This is a genomic window from Pseudomonas serbica, assembly GCF_028823535.1.
In the GTDB taxonomy this organism is placed as follows: domain Bacteria; phylum Pseudomonadota; class Gammaproteobacteria; order Pseudomonadales; family Pseudomonadaceae; genus Aquipseudomonas; species Aquipseudomonas serbica.
In genome coordinates, this window is sequence record NZ_JAQIYM010000003.1 from 291789 (window position 1) to 309273 (window position 17485).

The window sequence follows — 17485 nt, forward strand, 5'->3', positions numbered from 1 at the left end:
TACGAATACGTGTTTACACTATATTCCGCCGCCTCAAATCCTTGGGGAGGGGAATAAAAATGTCACGTCAGCACCCACAACTACCGGTCAGTTCACCACGTCTGCTCGCCTCCGCCATTGGCGTGGCTATCACTGCCGGCTCTGCGGGCCACATGGTTTTCGCCGCTGAAAAAACCAACGAGAAAGCCCCAAGCAACACCATTTCCCTGGGCGCTACCGCAATCACCGGCGAAGCCCAGGACGAGACTTCCTACAACGTCGAGACAGCCTCCTCGCCCAAGTACACCGCGCCGCTGGTGGACACTCCGCGCTCGATCACCGTCATCCCGCAGCAGGTCCTCAAGGACACCGGCGCCCTGAACATGCAGGACGCGCTGCGTACCGTTCCGGGCATCACCTTCGGTGCTGGCGAAGGCGGCAACCCCCAGGGCGACCGTCCGTTCATCCGCGGTTTCGATGCCCAGGGCGACACTTACCTGGACGGCGTGCGCGATACCGGTTCGCAAAGCCGCGAAATCTTTGCCGTTGAATCGATCGAAGTCAGCAAGGGCCCCAACTCGGCCATTGGCGGTCGCGGCGCTGCCGGCGGCAGCATCAACCTGGTGAGCAAGAAAGCGCACCTGGGCGACTCGTTCGACGGTGGCTTTACCTGGGGTTCGGACCAGACCCAGCGCTACACCATGGACGGCAACTACCAGTTCTCCGACACCGCTGCCGGTCGTTTGAACCTGATGAGCCACGAAAGTAATGTCGCCGGCCGCGAAAGCGTCGATTACGATCGCTGGGGTGTCGCGCCATCGCTCGCCTTCGGCCTGGGCACCGACACTCGCGTCAACCTCGACTACTACCATCTGGAAAGCAACGACACGCCGGACTCGGGTATTCCCTACACCATCCCGGCCGGTGGCTCGGCTGCCCGCACCAAGTCCAATCCGGACAAGCCTTACGCCGGTGGCGACAGCAGCAACTTCTACGGCCTGACCGATCGTGACTTCCGCAAGGGTCGTACCGACACGGCGACCATCGCCGTCGAGCACGACCTGAACGACGCGCTGACCGTCAAGAACACCCTGCGCCACGGCAGCAGCATGCAGGACTACATCTTGACCCAGCCGGACGACAGCAAGGGCAACGTCAACAATGGCACCGTCTGGCGTCGGGCCAATACCCGTGTCAGCAACACCGATACGACCACCAACCAGACCGACCTGTTCGGTGACGTCTACATCGCCGGCTTCAAGAACAGCTTCGCCACCGGTATCGAGTTGAGCCGCGAGGAAAGCAAGAAGTCCTCGTACACCGTCAACACCGACACCACGCCGGGGACGGCCGCAGTCACCACCAACTGCAACCCGGCCCTCGTCGGCGCGCCAAGTGGCTACAACTGCACCTCGCTGGCGAACCCGAACCCGAACGATCCATGGAACGGTTCGATCAGCCGCAACTATGCCGGTACCGACACCACGGGTAAAACCTACGCGCTGTACGTGTTCGACACCCTGACGTTGTCCGAGCAGTGGCTGGTGAACATGGGCCTGCGCTACGACCATTTCGACACCGACTACAAGACCTACAACGCCGCCGGCACTACGACCTCCAAGGGCGATGACGTCAGCGAGTTCGTCACCGGTCAGCTCGGTGTGGTCTACAAACCCGCGGAAAACGGCAGCATCTATGCGTCCTACGCAACCTCCGCGACACCTCCGGGCTCCACGCTTGGCGAAGGTCAGGACGGCAACCCGCTGGGCGGCACCCCGGATCGCAACGGCAACCTGCTCAAAAGCGATTTGGAGCCGGAAACCACCAAGAACTACGAAATCGGTACCAAGTGGGATCTGCTGAACGATCGTCTGTCCTTGACCGCGGATATCTTCCGCACCGAGAAAGACAACGCTCGCGTCCAGGTCGATACCACCACGTACGAAAACGCCGGCAAGACCCGCGTCCAGGGTGTCGAGCTTTCGGCCACCGGCAAGCTCACCGACAAATGGCAAGTCTTCGCCGGTTACGCCTACATGGACAGCGAGCAGGTTGACGGCGGTCCGATGGGCGCAGCCAACGATGGCAACGAACTGCCTAACACCCCGAAAAACAGCGCCAGCCTGTGGACGACCTATCAGGTCACGCCGAAGCTGACCATCGGTGGCGGTGCGTTCTATGTCGACGACGTGTTCGGCAGCGTGGCCAATACCACCATGGTCAACGACTATGTGCGTTACGACGCGATGGCCGCCTACAAGCTGACCAAGAACGTCGACCTGCAGCTGAACGTGCAGAACCTGACCGACGTCACCTACTACGACAAAGCGTTCTCCACGCACTTCGCCAATCAGGCGGCGGGCCGGACTGCGCTGCTGAGCACCAACTTCCACTTCTGATAGGAATTTGCAGGAGCGAGCTTGCTCGCGAAAAACTCAAGGGCGACACGGGCTGCCAGACAGGCCGCGTTATCGTTGACGACCATCGCGAGCAAGCTCGCTCCTACAGACAAACAGACATTGGCGGTGGCCAGCCCCGTTCATCCAGATGAGCGGGGCTTTTGTGTGTAAAGGGAATGTTTCTCGACAACCCACGGCATAATGCGCGCCGTGATGATTATTTTTGAACGAACAAGGCGAGCGACGTGTTGAAGAAAACCCTGTTCCAGTTGCACTGGTTTTTTGGCATCAGCGCCGGACTGGTCCTGGCCCTTATGGGCATCACCGGTGCGACGGTCTCGTTCCAGGATGAGATCCTGTATGCGCTGAATCCTTCCGTGTTGCAGGTCCAGAAGCAAGTCGCCGGCGTCCTGCCACCCGCCGAACTGGTGGAGAAGATCGAAGCGACGACGCAAATGAAAGTCGCGATGCTCTCGGTCGGCATCGACAGCGACACTGCCGCCAAAGTGTTCTTCACCCCGCCGGCGGGTGAGCGTCGCGGTCCCATGCGTTACTTCGACCCCTACACCGGTGAACTGCTGGGCGACGCCACCGGCCAGGGCTTCTTTGGCCTCATGCTGCAACTGCACCGTTTCCTCGCCATGGGCGATACCGGTCGGCAGATCACCGGTGCCTGTACCCTGATCCTGGTGTTCTTCTGCCTGTCCGGCCTGTACCTGCGCTGGCCCCGCCAGTGGAGAAGCTGGCGCGCCTGGCTGACCCTCGACTGGAAGAAAAAAGGCCGCAGCTTCAACTGGGACCTGCACTCGGTTGCCGGCACCTGGTGCCTGGTGTTTTACCTCCTGGCCGCGCTGACCGGGTTGTCCTGGTCCTACGAGTGGTACAACAAGGGCTTGACCCGACTGCTCTCCGATTCGCCGCAGAACGAACGTGTGCGCGGTGGACGCGGCCCGGCGCCAAGCGGCCCGGCGCCGACGGCCAATTACTCGGCGATGTGGAGCAGCATCTACAGCGCCGCCGGTCCCGACCTGAGCTTCTACAACACCCGCATGCCGCCCGTGGCCGGGCAACCGGCGACCGTTTTCTACCTGTTGAAAAACTCGCCCCACGACCGTGCGCTGAACCAGATCAGCCTCGACCCGGTGACCGGCGCGATCAAGCGGCATCAGCGCTACAGCGACAAGAGCCTCAAGGCGCAACTGCTGACCAGCATCTATGCACTGCACGTGGGCAGCTACTTCGGCATCGTCGGGCGCATCATCCTGACACTCACGGCGTTGAGCATGCCGCTGTTCTTCATCACCGGCTGGCTGCTGTACCTCGATCGCCGGCGCAAGAAACGCCAGATCAAGGACGCCCGCAAAGGCCTGGCCCAATCCGGCAGCGACGCCCCGGCCTGGCTCATCGGTTTCGCCAGCCAGAGCGGCTTTGCCGAGCAACTGGCCTGGCAGACCGCCGGCCAGTTGCAGGCGGCCGGTTTGCCAGTGAACGTGCAGCCGCTGGCGGATGTCAGCGAACAGCAACTGCAGGGTTCGAGCAATGCGCTGTTCGTGGTCAGCACCTTCGGCGACGGCGAAGCGCCGGACAGCGCCCGGGCTTTCGAACGCAAGGTGCTGGGCCGGGCGTTGAGTCTCGATAGCTTGAACTATGCCGTGCTTGGACTCGGCGACCGGCAGTATCAACACTTCTGCGGCTTCGCCCATCGCCTGCACAACTGGTTGGGCGAGCACGGCGGCAAGACCTTGTTCGCCCCGGTGGAAGTCGACAGCGGCGACCCCTATGCCTTACGCCACTGGCAGCAGCAACTGGGCCAGTTGACCGGCCAGGCGCCGATCGACACCTGGCAGGCACCGCGCTACGACAACTGGACCCTGATCCGTCGGGAGCTGCTCAATCCGGACAGTAGCGGTTCGCCGGTGTACTTGCTTGGCCTCGCCGCCCCCTCCACCAGCAGTTGGCTGGCCGGTGACCTGGTGGAAGTGCTGCCACGCAATTGCCCATGGGCCATCGAGCATTTCCTCGACGGCCTGGGGATCGACGGCCGGGCCACCATTGAACTCGATGGCTTGTCGCAAACCCTGGAACAAGCTCTCGCCAGTCGCCAGCTGCCCGAGAATCGCAGCCATCTGGTCGGCTTGCATGCCCAGGCGCTGGTGAGTGCGCTGGTGCCATTGGCGATGCGCGAATACTCCATCGCCTCGATTGCCGCAGACGGCGTCCTGGAATTGATCGTGCGCCAGGAAGTGCATCCCGATGGCAACCTTGGCATCGGTTCCGGCTGGCTGACCGAACACGCCCCCGTAGGCGGCAGCATCAACCTGCTGGTGCGGCGCAATAGCGGCTTCCACCTGCCCAATGAACCGGTGCCAATGATTTTGCTGGGCAACGGCACCGGGCTGGCGGGCTTGCGCAGCCTGCTCAAGGCGCGCATTGCCGATGGCCAACAACGTCACTGGCTGTTGTTCGGCGAGCGCAATCGAGAGCACGACTACCTGTGTCGCGATGAGCTGCAAGAGTGGTTGATTGCCGGCGATCTCGAGCGCCTGGACCTGGCGTTCTCACGCGATCAGGCCGAGAAGATTTACGTGCAGGATCGCCTGCGTGAATCGGCCAGCGAACTGAAGAAATGGCTGGCGGAGGGCGCGGTGATCTATATCTGCGGCAGCCTGCAGGGCATGGCCGCGGGTGTCGACCAAGTGCTCAACGAAGTGCTCGGCGCTGCCGAGGTCGAGCGCCTGATCGAACAGGGCCGCTACCGCAGAGACGTCTACTGACCCCCGCGCCCTGTAGGAGCGAGCTTGCTCGCGAAAGCGGTCTGACAGGCAACACAGATGTTGAATGTCAGTCAGTCTTCGCGAGCAAGCTCGCGCCTACAGGGCTGGTTGTAACGTCTGCTCGAACACCGCCACTCCCTCCAGATCCCGCAACACCACACTCAGCTCCCCGTTCTGCCCGTCGATGTTTACCTCGCCAAAAAACTGGAATCCGCCAAACGGCGACATGTTGTGCACCGGTGGCGCTTTCTCGAACACCACTTCGGGACCGAAGGTCATGTCCAGCGTGTCCGGGCCGAAGCTCCCCGCATTCAACGGCCCCGCAACGAACTCCCAGAACGGTTCGAAGTCCTGGAACGCGGCCCGGTCCGGGTGATAGTGATGCGCTGCGCAGTAGTGCACATCCGCCGTCAGCCAGACAAAATTGCGCACCTGCTGCGCCCGCAGGAAACCCAGCAATTCGGCAATCTCCAGCTCCCGCCCCTGGGCCGGTCCGGGATCTCCGTTGGCCACCGCTTCCCAGCGCATCACGCCGGGGCTGACCTCGCCATCCGGTGCGCCCAGGCCAATCGACATGTCGGCGGCAATGACTCTCCACTGGGCCCTGGACGCTTTCAACGAAGCCTTCAGCCAGTCCAGTTGTTCGCGCCCTAGAAACGGCTTGGCATCACCAAGATTGGCGTCATTGGCCCCGCGATAACTGCGCATGTCGAGCACGAACACATCGAGCAACGGCCCGTAACTGAGCTGGCGATAAATCCGTTTGCCACCCTCGGCGCTCTGCCAACGCATCGGCGCATATTCAAGCCAGGCCTGACGTCCGCGATTGACCAGGCTGTGGATATCTTTGAGGGTGTAGCGCTGATCCAGCAACTTCCCTGGTGACCAGTTGTTCACCACTTCGTGGTCATCCCATTGCCAGATCTGCGGGACCTCGGCGTTAAAGCGGCGGACATGTTCATCCATCAGGTTGTAAAGGTAATTGCCACGAAAATCGTCGAGGCTTTCGGCGACCTTGCTCTTCGCCTCGCTGGTGATGTTGCGCCACACCCGGCCGCTCTCGGTGGTGAGTTGCGCCGGTATGGGGCCGTCGGCGTAGATGGTGTCGCCGCTGTGGATAAAGAAGTCCGGCAGGCGCAGGCGCATGGCTTCGTAGATGCGCATGCCGCCGATGTCCGGGTTGATACCGTAGCCCTGGCCGGCGGTGTCGCCGCTCCAGACGAAGCGAACATCGCGGCGGGTCTGGGGCACGCTGCGCAGGTGGCCGAACCAGGGTTCGCTGGCGACGCCGCTCTGGGCGTCTTCGAATTGCACGCGGTAGAAAATCGCCTGGTCGGCGGGCAGCCCGGTGAGTTCGACCCGCGCCGTGAAGTCGCTGCGGGCGTCTGTCAGCGCCGAGACCAATCGCCGGGGGTTGGGAAAGAGGCTGCGGGTGTCCCACTCCACCACCATGCGTGCAGGGCGGTCGCAGCGGCTCCAGATGATCGCTTTATCGCCCAGCAAGTCGCCGGACTGCACGCCATCGGTGAGTTGCGGACGATCCTTGACCGAGGCGATCACCGCCGGAGCCAGGCCTGGCATCAGCAAACCGGCACCGACGGCTTGCATGACACGCCGGCGACCGAGGTCAAATTCGCTCATGGTGTTCTCCCTGGAAAAAGGAAAACCAAATCACCGCAGATCCTTGTGGGAGCGGGCTTGCTCGCGAAAGCGGCCTTGCAGCCACATCAATGTTGACTGATGCGCCGCCATCGCGAGCAAGCTTGCTCCTACAGGGTCTTGGGGGTGTCAGGCGCTGACGGGTTCTACCGCCAACTCCACCACCTCCGGCCGCTTGACCAGCGCATATACCACCGCCGTCAACAAACTCCCCGCAACAATCGCCAGCAGATACAGCAGCGCATGGTTGATCGCATTCGGGATCGCCAACACGAACAACCCTCCGTGGGGCGCCATCAACTTACAGCCGAAATACATCGACAAGGCACCGGTCAGCGCACCGCCGGCAATGCTCGCCGGGATCACCCGCAGCGGGTCTTTCGCGGCAAAGGGAATCGCGCCTTCGGAGATAAAGCACAGCCCCAGCACCAGCGCCGCTTTACCCGCCTCGCGCTCGGTCTGGGCGAACTTGCGCCGGGCGATGAAGGTGGCGATGCCCAGGCCGATCGGTGGCACCATGCCGGCGGCCATGGTCGCCGCCATCGGTGCATAACTCTGCGACGCCAGCAACCCGACCGAGAACGCATACGCGGCCTTGTTGATCGGCCCGCCAAGGTCGACACACATCATGCCGCCCAGCAGCACACCGAGCAGAATCGCGTTGGTGGTGCCCATGCTGTCGAGGAAGTGTGTAAGCCCGCCGAGCATGCCCGCCACCGGCTTGCCGACCACGTAGATCATCACCAGGCCGGTGAACAGGCTCGCCAGCAACGGGATGATCAGAATAGGTTTCAGCGCCTCGAGACTCTGTGGCAACCGTGCATAACGATTGATCGCCTGGGCCGCGTAACCGGCGATAAACCCGGCAATGATCCCGCCAATAAACCCGGCGCCCAGGGTGCTCGCCAGCAGCCCGCCGATCATCCCCGGCGCCAGGCCAGGGCGGTCGGCAATGGAGTAGGCGATATAGCCCGCCAACAGCGGCACCATCAGCTTGAACGCGGTCTCGCCGCCGATTTGCATCAGTGCAGCGGCGAGTGTCCCCTCTTCCTTGAACGCGGTGATGCCGAACACGAAAGACAGGGCGATCATCAGGCCGCCCGCCACTACCATTGGCAGCATGAACGACACGCCGGTGAGCAGGTGTTTGTAGACCCCGGTCTTCTCTTGCCTGGCCGGTCCCTTGGCACCGGTCGAAGCGGTTTCCTGCTTGCCTTCGGCCAGCGCTTTGTTCAGCGTCGCCTCGGCCTGCTTGAGGGCAATGCCGGTGCCGCAGCGGAAAATCTTCTTGCCGGCAAAACGTTCGGTGGCAACTTCGATGTCCGCCGCCAGCAGCACCACATCGGCGTCGGCAATCGCTTCGGCGCTCAGCGGATTGCGGGCGCCGACCGAGCCCTGGGTTTCCACTTGCAGGTCGTAGCCCAGACGCTTGGCTGCCTGCTGCAAGGCTTCGGCGGCCATGAAGGTGTGGGCAACCCCCGTCGGACATGCCGTCACGGCAACCAGTCGCGGCGCGTTCTTGGCCACAGCAACCGGCTCGACCACGGCATCAGGCGCGACATACACCTGAGCGTCTTCAGCACCACGGCGCAACACCGCTTCAACATCCTGCAGCGCTTGGGCAGGAGTGCTCTGGAACAATCGTTTGCCGACGAAACGCGACATATCCACAGGCACGCTGGTCACCAGCAACACCCACTCGGCCGCGTCGATCGTTGCCGCCGACAATTGGCGCTCGGGGTGCGCCGTATCAATGATTTCGACGCTGGTGCTCCAGCCCTGACGCTGGGCTGCTGCCTCGAGCAAACGGGCAGACAGCACACTGGTGACCATGGCGCTCGGGCAGGCAGTAACAATGGCTAACTTCATGACCAACCCTCTTATTGTTCTGTCAGGGGGCGTACGCGCACCCCCTGCTCGAGCTGCGCCAGTTGCGCCGCATCGCCGATACCGAAACCGATCTGGGTGACCGCCATCGCGGCGATCGCCGTGGCCGTGCGCAACGTCTGTTCAGGCGTGTCGGCACTGACCAGGCCATGCAGCATCCCCGCCAGCAGAGAATCACCCGCCCCAACCGTGCTGGCGATGCTGACCCTGGGTGGCGTGGCGTGCAGCGCCGAGCCGACACTGAACCAGTTCACGCCTTCGGCGCCGTGGGAGATCACCACATGCTCGATGCCCTGAGCGTGCAGACGGCTCGCGGCTTCAGCTTGAGCCATGACCGACACCACCTCGCCACCGAGCACTTCAGCCAGCTCCTGGGCATTGGGCTTGATCAACCAGGGGCCGGCCTTGAGCGCGGCCCGCAAGGCCTGCCCGCTGGTGTCGAGGGCCACCTTCAGGCCCAGGCCTTTCAAGCGCACGATCAACGCCTGCAACCACTGCGGGCTGATGCCCTGGGGCAGGCTGCCGGCCACCACTACCGCGTCATGCCCCGGCGCAATCCGGTCGAGACGTTCGAGCAATGCCTGCTGCGCCGCCGCACTGACCAGCGGCCCCGGTCCATTGAGGTCGGTGATGCGCCCATCGCTTTCCGCCAGTTTGATATTGCTGCGTGTTTCACCGGGAACCCGGATGAAGGCATCGACAAAACCGCGTTTGGCGAACAGGGTTTCAAACGCTTGCAGATTGTCTTCGCCGAGGAACCCGCTGACCGTCAGTTGATGCCCCAGGTCAGCCAGCACTTGTGCCACGTTCAGCCCTTTGCCGGCGGCATGGGTGTGCATGGCATCGCTGCGGTTGACCTGACCGGGCTCAAGGCGCGACAACTCGACCGTAAGGTCCAGCGCAGGGTTGAGAGTCAGGGTTAAAATCTTGGCCATTACAGGGCCTCCACTAATGCGCGCACTTCATTTGCGCTGCCCACGATCAGGGCTTGTTGGGCCAACGTCCTGGCTTGGGCGAGACTGAGTTCGCGAATCCGCGCCTTGACCTCGGCAATGCTGCGTCCGCCGACACTGAGCTCATCCACACCCAGGCCGACCAGCACCGGCACCGCCAGCGGATCGGCCGCCAGCTCGCCGCACACGCCGACCCACTTGCCATGGGCATGGGCCGCGCGCACGGTGATGTCGATCAGTTGCAGCACCGCCGGATGCAAACCATCCGCCTGGGCCGACAAGGTTGGGTGACCACGGTCGATGGCCAGAGTGTATTGCGTCAGGTCGTTGGTGCCGACGCTGAAAAAGTCGACTTCCCTGGCCAGTACCGGCGCCAGCAGGGCCGCCGATGGCACTTCGATCATGATCCCCAACTGCAGGTCCGCCACCGGTATTTCCAGGCGCAGGCGTTCGGTCATGTCCCGCGCCTGGCGCCACTCGTCGACGCTGCCGACCATAGGGAACATGATCCGCAGCGGACGGTTGTCGGCGGCTCGCAGCAAGGCGCGCAACTGCGCTTCCATGATCTGCGGCCGCTGCAGGGTCAAGCGAATGCCGCGCACCCCGAGGAACGGGTTTTCTTCCTTGGCGATCGGCCAATACGGCAGCGGTTTGTCGCCGCCCACGTCCAGGGTGCGCACCACCAGCGGCCGGCCGGCCAGGCCATCGAGTACGCGGCGGTATTCGGTTTCCTGGGTCGCTTCGTCCGGCGCTTGCGGGTGGGCCATGAAAATCAGCTCGGTGCGCAGCAGACCGATGCCTTCGGCGCCCTGCTCGACCGCGCTGGTGACGCCGGCACTTTCGCCGATATTGGCGAACACTTCGACGGCGTGACCGTCAGTGGTCAACGCCGGTTGATGGCGTTGTTCGGCGGCGGCTTTGAGGCGTTGTTCGCGGGTGTCGCGCTCCACGATAGCGCGCTGCAAAGTGGCTGCATCGGCGTCCACATGCAAGCGACCGCGCTGGCCATCGATCAACAACGGTGTACCCGGTGCCAGCAGCAACACCGCCGCGCCGGCACCCACCAGCGCTGGAATTCCCAAGGCCCGCGCCACAATCGCGCTATGGGCGGTGGCGCCCCCCCGGGCGGTGAGAATGCCGGCGACCCGGGTCGGATCAAGCCGGGCCACGTCGGAGGGGCCGACTTCGTCCATCACCAGAATGTACGGCTGTTCAGGTTCACTCGGGGTTTCGACACCACTGAGTTGCGCCAGCACTCGACGGCCAATGTCGCGCAGATCGGCGGCGCGCTCGGCGAGCAAGGCGTCCTGCAAGGATTCCTGTTGCGTGGCGGCGGCTTCGATCACGGACATCCACGCCGCTTCCGCACTTTCGCCCTGCTTGAGACGGGTGTCGACTTCGTCGGTCAATTCCGGATCGTCGAGCATTTCCTGGTGGGTGATGAAAATCTCGCGGATGGCCTTGGCCTTGCTGCGCTCGATCAAGCCACCGATATCCTGGCGCACATGAGCCAACGCTTGCTTGAGACGCTCACGCTCGATGGCGGCGGATTCTCCGCGCAGCGGGTAATCGATGGTTTGCAGCACCTGGATATGCGCCGGGCCGATGGCGATTCCCGGGGCGGCGGCAATGGCCTGCACCAAGCTGCCGGCTGCCGGGGCGAGCAGCACCTGGGCCACCTCGACAATCTCTTCACGCGCCTGGCTCACCGGTGGCAACGGCTCGACCTCTTCACCGAGACCTTCTTCGATGGCGGCCAACAAGACGGGCAAGGCATCGGCAGCGATGCTTGGCTCGGCGATGATTTCCAGCACCTGGCCGCGACGGGCGCCGAGGCTGAGCAGCTTGCTCAAGCTCTTGACCGACACCGCGCTGTCCTGGCCATCGACAATGCGCACACGAATCTCGCCTTCAAAACTTTTCGCCAGTTGCGCCAGGATTTTCGCCGGACGGGCATGCAGGCCGTGGGCGTTGGCCAGCGCAATACGCGCGCTCGGCCAATCGGCGGGCAGTTCACCACCCAGCACTTCAAGCACGGCGCGGCAACTGGTGGCACGGCCCAGTTCATGGCCGCGACCTTCTATCAGCAACGCACACAGGCGCTCGAGCAACGCTTGGTGGGCCTCGCCAAGACTGGCCAGACAAAATAAACCGTTCAGCGGCTGCCCCAGGTAACGCAGTGGTTTGTCCGGGGTGACGAATGCCAGGCCAGGGCGTTTTACCGTTTGTTCACTGTGCAACCACCACAGGCCATCGCCCAGCGGCAGCGCTTCGACTTGCTGCAACACGGCGGAGAATCCGTTGCTGACGCAATCAGCCTGACGCAGCAAACGCGCGCCGCGCCAGACCAGTTCTTCGAAATCTTCGGCGGCAACGCCCAGGCCGATCATCTGCGCATCCAGCGCCAATTCCTGCGGCGCGCCTTGCAACAGTTTCAGCAAGGCTTCGGCGGATCCGGCGCGGCGCAAGGCCTGGCCCAGATCGGTTTCACCGAGGGCACGGGTCAGCAGTTGCAACAGGCGCAGGTGTTCGTCGGACTTGGCGGCAATACCGATCGCCAGGTAGACGATCTGTCCGTCGCCCCAATCCACGCCATCGGGAAATTGCATCAGGCGCACACCTGTGGAAAACACCTGATCGCGGGTTTCGGGCGTACCGTGGGGGATGGCAATACCTTGACCGAGAAAGGTCGAGCCCTGGGCTTCGCGAGCCTGCAAACCGGCGAGGTAGCCCTCGTCAACCAGGCCATCGGCAACCAGGTGCCGGGCCAGCAGTTGCAGCGCGGCGGACTTATCCACAGCCGACTGGCCCATGGATATCTGCTCTATGGTGAGCTCGAGCATGCTTTCTCCTGTTGGCACCCTTGGGGCGCCAGGTATTGTTTTTGAATGATTCAGCTTAGGCCTTTGTCTTCAAACAATCTTTGGTGGTTTCGCGGCAGAACCGTCCAAAGCAGCCATTAACGTAGAAAATACGCCTGCTGAAACGTTTAATCTAGAGTGATTGGCACGTTACTCGATAATGTTCCATCCTTGAAGTCCAACTTGTCGGATGCGTTGTGACCAAGGTCGCCTGCCTGAATCGGGTAGGATTGGTGAAAATGTCGAGGCAAGCTCGAAAAAACAAGGAATAGCGGGTTGAAACTCAGTGATATAGCCCAGTTGGCCGGTGTGTCCGTCACCACCGCCAGCTACGTCATCAATGGCAAGGCCGAACAACAACGCATCAGCAGCGCCACCGTTGAGCGCGTGCGCGCGGTCGTCGAAGAACATGGCTTCACGCCTAACCCTCAGGCGGCCGGCCTGCGCAGTCGCCACACCCGGACCCTGGGCTTCATTCTGCCGGACCTGGAAAACCCCAGTTACGCGCGGATCGCCAAGCTCCTGGAACAAGGCGCCCGGGCGCGTGGCTATCAGCTGTTGATCGCCAGCTCAGACGATGCACCTGACAGTGAACGGCAACTGCTTCAACTGTTCCGCGCCCGTCGTTGTGATGCCCTGATCGTCGCCAGTTGCCTGCCACCGGGGGACGACAGCTATCGCTTGCTGCAAGCCAAAGGCATTCCAATTATCGCCATCGACCGGGTCATGGAGCCTGAATACTTCTGTTCGGTGATCAGCGACGATCGCGAGGCCAGCCTGCACCTGACCCAAAGCCTGCTTGATCCAGTGCCCAGGCAGATTGCCTTGATCGGTGCCCGACCCGAGTTGAGCATCAGCCAGGAACGGGCCGCCGGTTTCAAGGAGGCCCTGGTCGGGTACGACGGCGAGGTATTGATCGAACACGGTGATTCGTTCAGCCGTGAGTGCGGGAAACAGTTGATGGAAGAATTACTCCAGCGCGTAGGACACTTGCCCGAAGCCCTGGTGACGACGTCCTATGTCTTGCTCCAGGGCGTGTTCGATGCCTTGCACGACTTTCCGCTGAAAACCCGCCCGCTACGCCTCGGCACCTTTGGTGACACCCAGTTGCTGGATTTCCTGCCGCTGCCGGTGAACGCCATGGCCCAGCAACACCAATTGATTGCCGATAAGGCACTTGCACTCGCGCTGGCAGCCATCGAGCAATCCGATTACCAACCCGGTGTGCAGGCCATCGCGCGGACGTTCAAGCAACGTATTCGCCAGGACTGAGCCATGGACCTGATCGACACCCACACTCATCTGGACTTCCCCGACTTCGACGCGGATCGTCAGGCGCTGATGGCCCAAAGCCGTGCACTCGGGGTGCGGCAGATGGTGGTGCTGGGGGTTTATCAGGGCAACTGGCAGCGTGTCTGGGAACTGGTGCAAAGCGACCCCGACCTGCATGCGGCGCTCGGCTTGCACCCGGTGTATCTGGAGGATCATCGTCCCGAGCACCTCACCGAACTGGGCGACTGGCTGACGCGACTGGCCGGCCATCGCCAGCTGTGCGCGGTGGGTGAGATCGGCCTGGACTACTTCATCGAAACCCTGGACCGCGAACGCCAGCAAGCGTTGTTCGACGCGCAACTGCAACTGGCGGTGGATTTCCAGCTGCCCGCGCTGATCCATGTACGCCGCAGTCATGCCGCGGTGATTGCCACGCTTAAACGCTTCAAGCTCAAACGCGCCGGGATCATCCATGCCTTCGCCGGCAGCGAGGAAGAAGCTCGCGAATACATGAAGCTCGGTTTCAAGCTCGGTCTCGGTGGCGCGGCGACCTGGCCTCAGGCACTGCGCATGCACCGCGTGCTTGCCCGGCTGCCACTGGCGTCAGTGGTGCTGGAAACCGACTCGCCGGACATGGCGCCCGCGATGTTTCCCGGCCAGCGCAACAGCCCGGCGCACTTGCCGGCGATCTGCACGGCACTGGCGGCAATCATGTCGCTCGCGCCCGAACAACTGGCCGCCGCCAGCAGCGCCAATGCCCGTGAATTGTTCAACTGGTAATCAGTCGACGTGGGCCTTGGCGGCCTCGAGAATCAGGGTCATGTGTTGACGCTGACGGGCAATTCGAAGGGCAACGAAGTAGACGAAAATCGCCACCAGCGAAACATTCAGCTGCTCCAGGACGCTGAGTATTCCAATCCATTCCAATACCAGCGCCACCAACAATGTACTGCAAATCGTGACCAACAGGCTTGCCTTCAACATGGCTATCGAGTCCAGGGACCTGAAGCGCCTGATCTGTTTCGGGTCGCACAGTTGCAGGTTTTTCTGACAGTGAGAACAGGTGAATGCTTCGTTGATTGCAATGGCATTGAGTTGCCAGGGCTTGAGTAACAGCGTGCGCTGGCAATGTGCACAGCGCCCCTGGATTCCTAGTGTTGCAACAGCCATGACCGCGCCTCCTCCTTGTACTCAGTGAAGTGGATACTCCTACATTGAAGACGAAAAACCAGAAGCTATAGGAAAACCGGAGCTTTCCTACAAGAACTGGGCAGTATTACTACATACTTTTCAGACCCTGAACGCACTGATCAGCTGCTTCAGCTCCACCACCTGCGCCGACAGCGCGCGACTGGCGTCCTCTGTTCGGTGCGCACCTTCGGCCGTGCGTTCTCCGGCACGATTGATCTCGACAATGTTCTGGTCAATGTCGTGGGCAACGGCAGTCTGCTGCTCCACAGCCGCGGCGATCTGCTGATTTTGGTCGACGATCATTCCTACAGCACCAAGAATATTTTCCAAGGCCTGCTGGACCTTTTCCGACTGCCCCACCGTACCATTGGCCATCTCATGGCTGACGCCCATCGCCTTGACCGCCGCCCCGACACCGCCGTGCAGCTTGGCGATCATCTGTTCGATCTCTTCGGTCGATTGCTGGGTGCGCTTGGCGAGCGTGCGGACTTCATCCGCTACCACCGCAAAGCCGCGTCCCTGTTCCCCCGCCCTGGCAGCCTCGATGGCGGCATTGAGCGCCAGCAAGTTGGTCTGTTCGGCGATGCTCTTGATCACTTCCAGCACACGGCTGATGGACTGACTGTCGCTGGCCAACTGGTTGATCACCTGCACCGACTGATCGATTTCGCTGGCCAGTGCAGCGATGCTGCCCTGCTGCGACTCCACCAGTCCACGACCGCTCACCGTTTCGTCGTTGACGCTGTGGGCGCTGCTGACGGCAGCGGCGGCGCTGCGCGCCACCTCCAGGGAGGTGGCTGACATCTGGTTCATCGCCGTGGCGACCTGCTCGATCTGCGAGCGTTGCCCGGCCACCGCCTGGTTGCTTTGCGCCGAGACGCTCTCGACTTGCCCGGCCTGGCGCTCGACCTCGCCGACGGTCTGGCCGACACGCTCGATCAAGTCATGGATCTTCTTCACGGTACCGTTGAACACCTCACCCAACTCGCCCAGTTCGTCACGGCTGTGGGCGTTGAAGGTGACCGTCATGTCACCGGCCGCCACCTTGTCCATGACCGCGCCAAGACGCTTGAGGGTGGTGCGGGTGGAGGCGTAGAAGGCGCCGTAAAGATAAAAGATCAGCACGAACACCACCGACAGCGCCAAGGCTTGCAGAATCATGTGCGTGCGGTTCTGGTCCAGGCGCTGTTGCAACTGGCTACCGAGAAATTTCAAGGTGGCTTCGTTGAGCTGGTAGGTCTGGACCATCAACGCCGAGACCTGATCGTAAAAGGCCTGCCACGGTGCATCGAGCGTGTCAGCCATCACCACCTGCTCTTCGAACAGCTCACTGGCCTGCTTCAACGAGGCCTTGCTGCTGTCAGCCTGGGCCGCCAAGGCTTCGCGCGCGGCGTTACTGGAGCCCGTGGCGTCCTGCAGCTTCAGGCCATACTCGGCATGGAGCTTGTCGATCTGCGCCAGCAACTCATCGAAACGCGTGCTCGACGACGAATTGAGAAAACCCTGGCCCAGCGAAGCGGAGCCCAATGCCCGCCCTTCGCCGAGCAGCTGGGTAATGCGCGGGGTGATGTTAGTGACGAGTTCGCTCAGCTGACGCATATCACTTTGGCTGTCATGGCTGAGGCCGGCCTGGCTGGCGATGACCTGGCCGAAGACCTGGGCATTGCCGACCAGTTTGCTGATCAGTGCGCTTTTACTTTGCAGGGACTTTTCCGTCTGCTGAGCCTTGATGGCGCTGATCATTTCATCGCGCTTGCCATCGAACAGTGCGATCTGCTCCGGGTCAGTGGCCATCGCACTCAAGCCCTGCAAGCGCGCCAGCACGCCCTGTTCCAGCGTGCCGATCTGCGCCTCGACATTCCCCGCCTTGCCGGATTGACCCAGGGCGACGTTGATTTGCACAAGATTGTTCAGGGTTTCCAAATCACGTCGCAGTGCGAGGCTGCTGCCCAACAGGTCGAGGCTTTGCAGTTCGACCCGGGTGCCCTGGAATTCGCGATAGGAGTCACGCACCAGGTAGAAGTTGGTGACCAGCATCGGCACCAGGAACAATACGCTGATCAGGCTGAACTTCATGCCAAAACTCAGGCGGTTCATCAACGCGACGGCGGGATAGAGCAAGCTCTTCACTGGAAGTCTCCCTTGGATTTCTTATTTTTATGGTGGGCGCAGCGAGAGAGCAGATAGCCACTATTCGGCGCTATCCCTGTATAGCGTAAATCAGGGGGATGTTTTGTAACTTAAGGTTAACGGTGAAGAGAACGCGTACCACCAAACAATAGGTCGAGCGTTAGCTCGCCTCGCTTTGGTTTTTGATCTTCTTGCCCCATCGTGAGGCCGAGTGGAGGTTCTGCGCAGTGGGTAAACCGGCATGGATGCCGGTTTAGCCGCCCTCGGCCATGGATGGCCGATGGCGGCGGGCCCACGGAGCAGGACCGGAGCGAGGGGATGCCGAGCATTAGCGAGGCACCGAACGCCAGGGGCAAGAGCGTTTGGTTACTTTGCGCTTT

10 protein-coding genes and 1 pseudogene are annotated in these 17485 nt (G+C 62.1%); 4 read left to right on the forward strand and 7 right to left on the reverse strand.

Going from position 1 to position 17485, the window contains the following annotated elements; all coding sequences use genetic code 11:
* Window positions 1-59 precede the first annotated feature (59 nt).
* Both NQL71_RS06285 and NQL71_RS06290 read left to right on the forward strand, forming a co-directional pair.
* Entirely contained in the window at window positions 60-2378 is a 2319-nt protein-coding gene (locus NQL71_RS06285) for a TonB-dependent receptor (RefSeq protein ID WP_166618432.1), read from the forward strand.
* A gap of 245 nt (window positions 2379-2623) precedes the next feature.
* Window positions 2624-5152, forward strand: coding sequence for a PepSY domain-containing protein (locus tag NQL71_RS06290; protein ID WP_274642396.1), 2529 nt, complete (start codon window positions 2624-2626; stop codon window positions 5150-5152).
* Window positions 5153-5248: 96 nt separating this feature from the next.
* On the opposite strand, the gene NQL71_RS06295 is transcribed toward NQL71_RS06290, so the two are convergent.
* From NQL71_RS06295 to ptsP, 4 genes are all read right to left on the reverse strand, one after another.
* A complete protein-coding gene (locus tag NQL71_RS06295; RefSeq protein WP_274642397.1) occupies window positions 5249-6793 on the reverse strand; it encodes an alkaline phosphatase D family protein in 1545 nt (514 codons plus the stop codon).
* A 147-nt stretch (window positions 6794-6940) separates the two neighbouring features.
* Window positions 6941-8680 carry a PTS fructose-like transporter subunit IIB gene (locus tag NQL71_RS06300; protein WP_274642398.1) on the reverse strand — a complete coding sequence of 580 codons (1740 nt, stop codon included), beginning with the start codon at window positions 8678-8680 and terminating at the stop codon, window positions 6941-6943.
* An 11-nt stretch (window positions 8681-8691) separates the two neighbouring features.
* On the reverse strand, window positions 8692-9633 hold the full coding sequence (gene pfkB / locus NQL71_RS06305) for a 1-phosphofructokinase (RefSeq protein WP_046820604.1): 942 nt from the start codon (window positions 9631-9633) through the stop codon (window positions 8692-8694).
* Window positions 9633-12494 (reverse strand): phosphoenolpyruvate--protein phosphotransferase, encoded by a 2862-nt coding sequence (gene ptsP, locus NQL71_RS06310; protein WP_077182430.1) that lies wholly within the window; start codon window positions 12492-12494, stop codon window positions 9633-9635. Before ptsP ends, pfkB begins: the two co-directional genes overlap by 1 nt.
* 294 nt (window positions 12495-12788) lie before the next feature.
* On the opposite strand from ptsP, the gene cra reads away from it, so the two are divergent.
* Both cra and NQL71_RS06320 read left to right on the forward strand, forming a co-directional pair.
* Window positions 12789-13784 (forward strand): catabolite repressor/activator, encoded by a 996-nt coding sequence (gene cra, locus NQL71_RS06315; protein WP_046820606.1) that lies wholly within the window; start codon window positions 12789-12791, stop codon window positions 13782-13784.
* A gap of 3 nt (window positions 13785-13787) precedes the next feature.
* The gene (locus tag NQL71_RS06320) at window positions 13788-14564 is read left to right on the forward strand and encodes a TatD family hydrolase (protein WP_046820607.1); all 777 of its coding nucleotides are present in this window, start codon (window positions 13788-13790) and stop codon (window positions 14562-14564) included.
* On the opposite strand, the gene NQL71_RS06325 is transcribed toward NQL71_RS06320, so the two are convergent.
* The 3 genes and pseudogenes from NQL71_RS06325 to NQL71_RS36720 form a co-directional block, all read right to left on the reverse strand.
* Window positions 14565-14954 carry a hypothetical protein gene (locus NQL71_RS06325; RefSeq protein ID WP_274642399.1) on the reverse strand — a complete coding sequence of 130 codons (390 nt, stop codon included), beginning with the start codon at window positions 14952-14954 and terminating at the stop codon, window positions 14565-14567.
* A gap of 120 nt (window positions 14955-15074) precedes the next feature.
* Complete coding sequence (locus NQL71_RS36715) at window positions 15075-15788, reverse strand: methyl-accepting chemotaxis protein (protein WP_414478855.1); 714 nt, start codon at window positions 15786-15788, stop codon at window positions 15075-15077.
* Window positions 15789-15932: 144 nt separating this feature from the next.
* Window positions 15933-17072, reverse strand: a pseudogene (locus NQL71_RS36720) (HAMP domain-containing protein); the annotation flags it as partial.
* Window positions 17073-17485 lie beyond the last annotated feature (413 nt).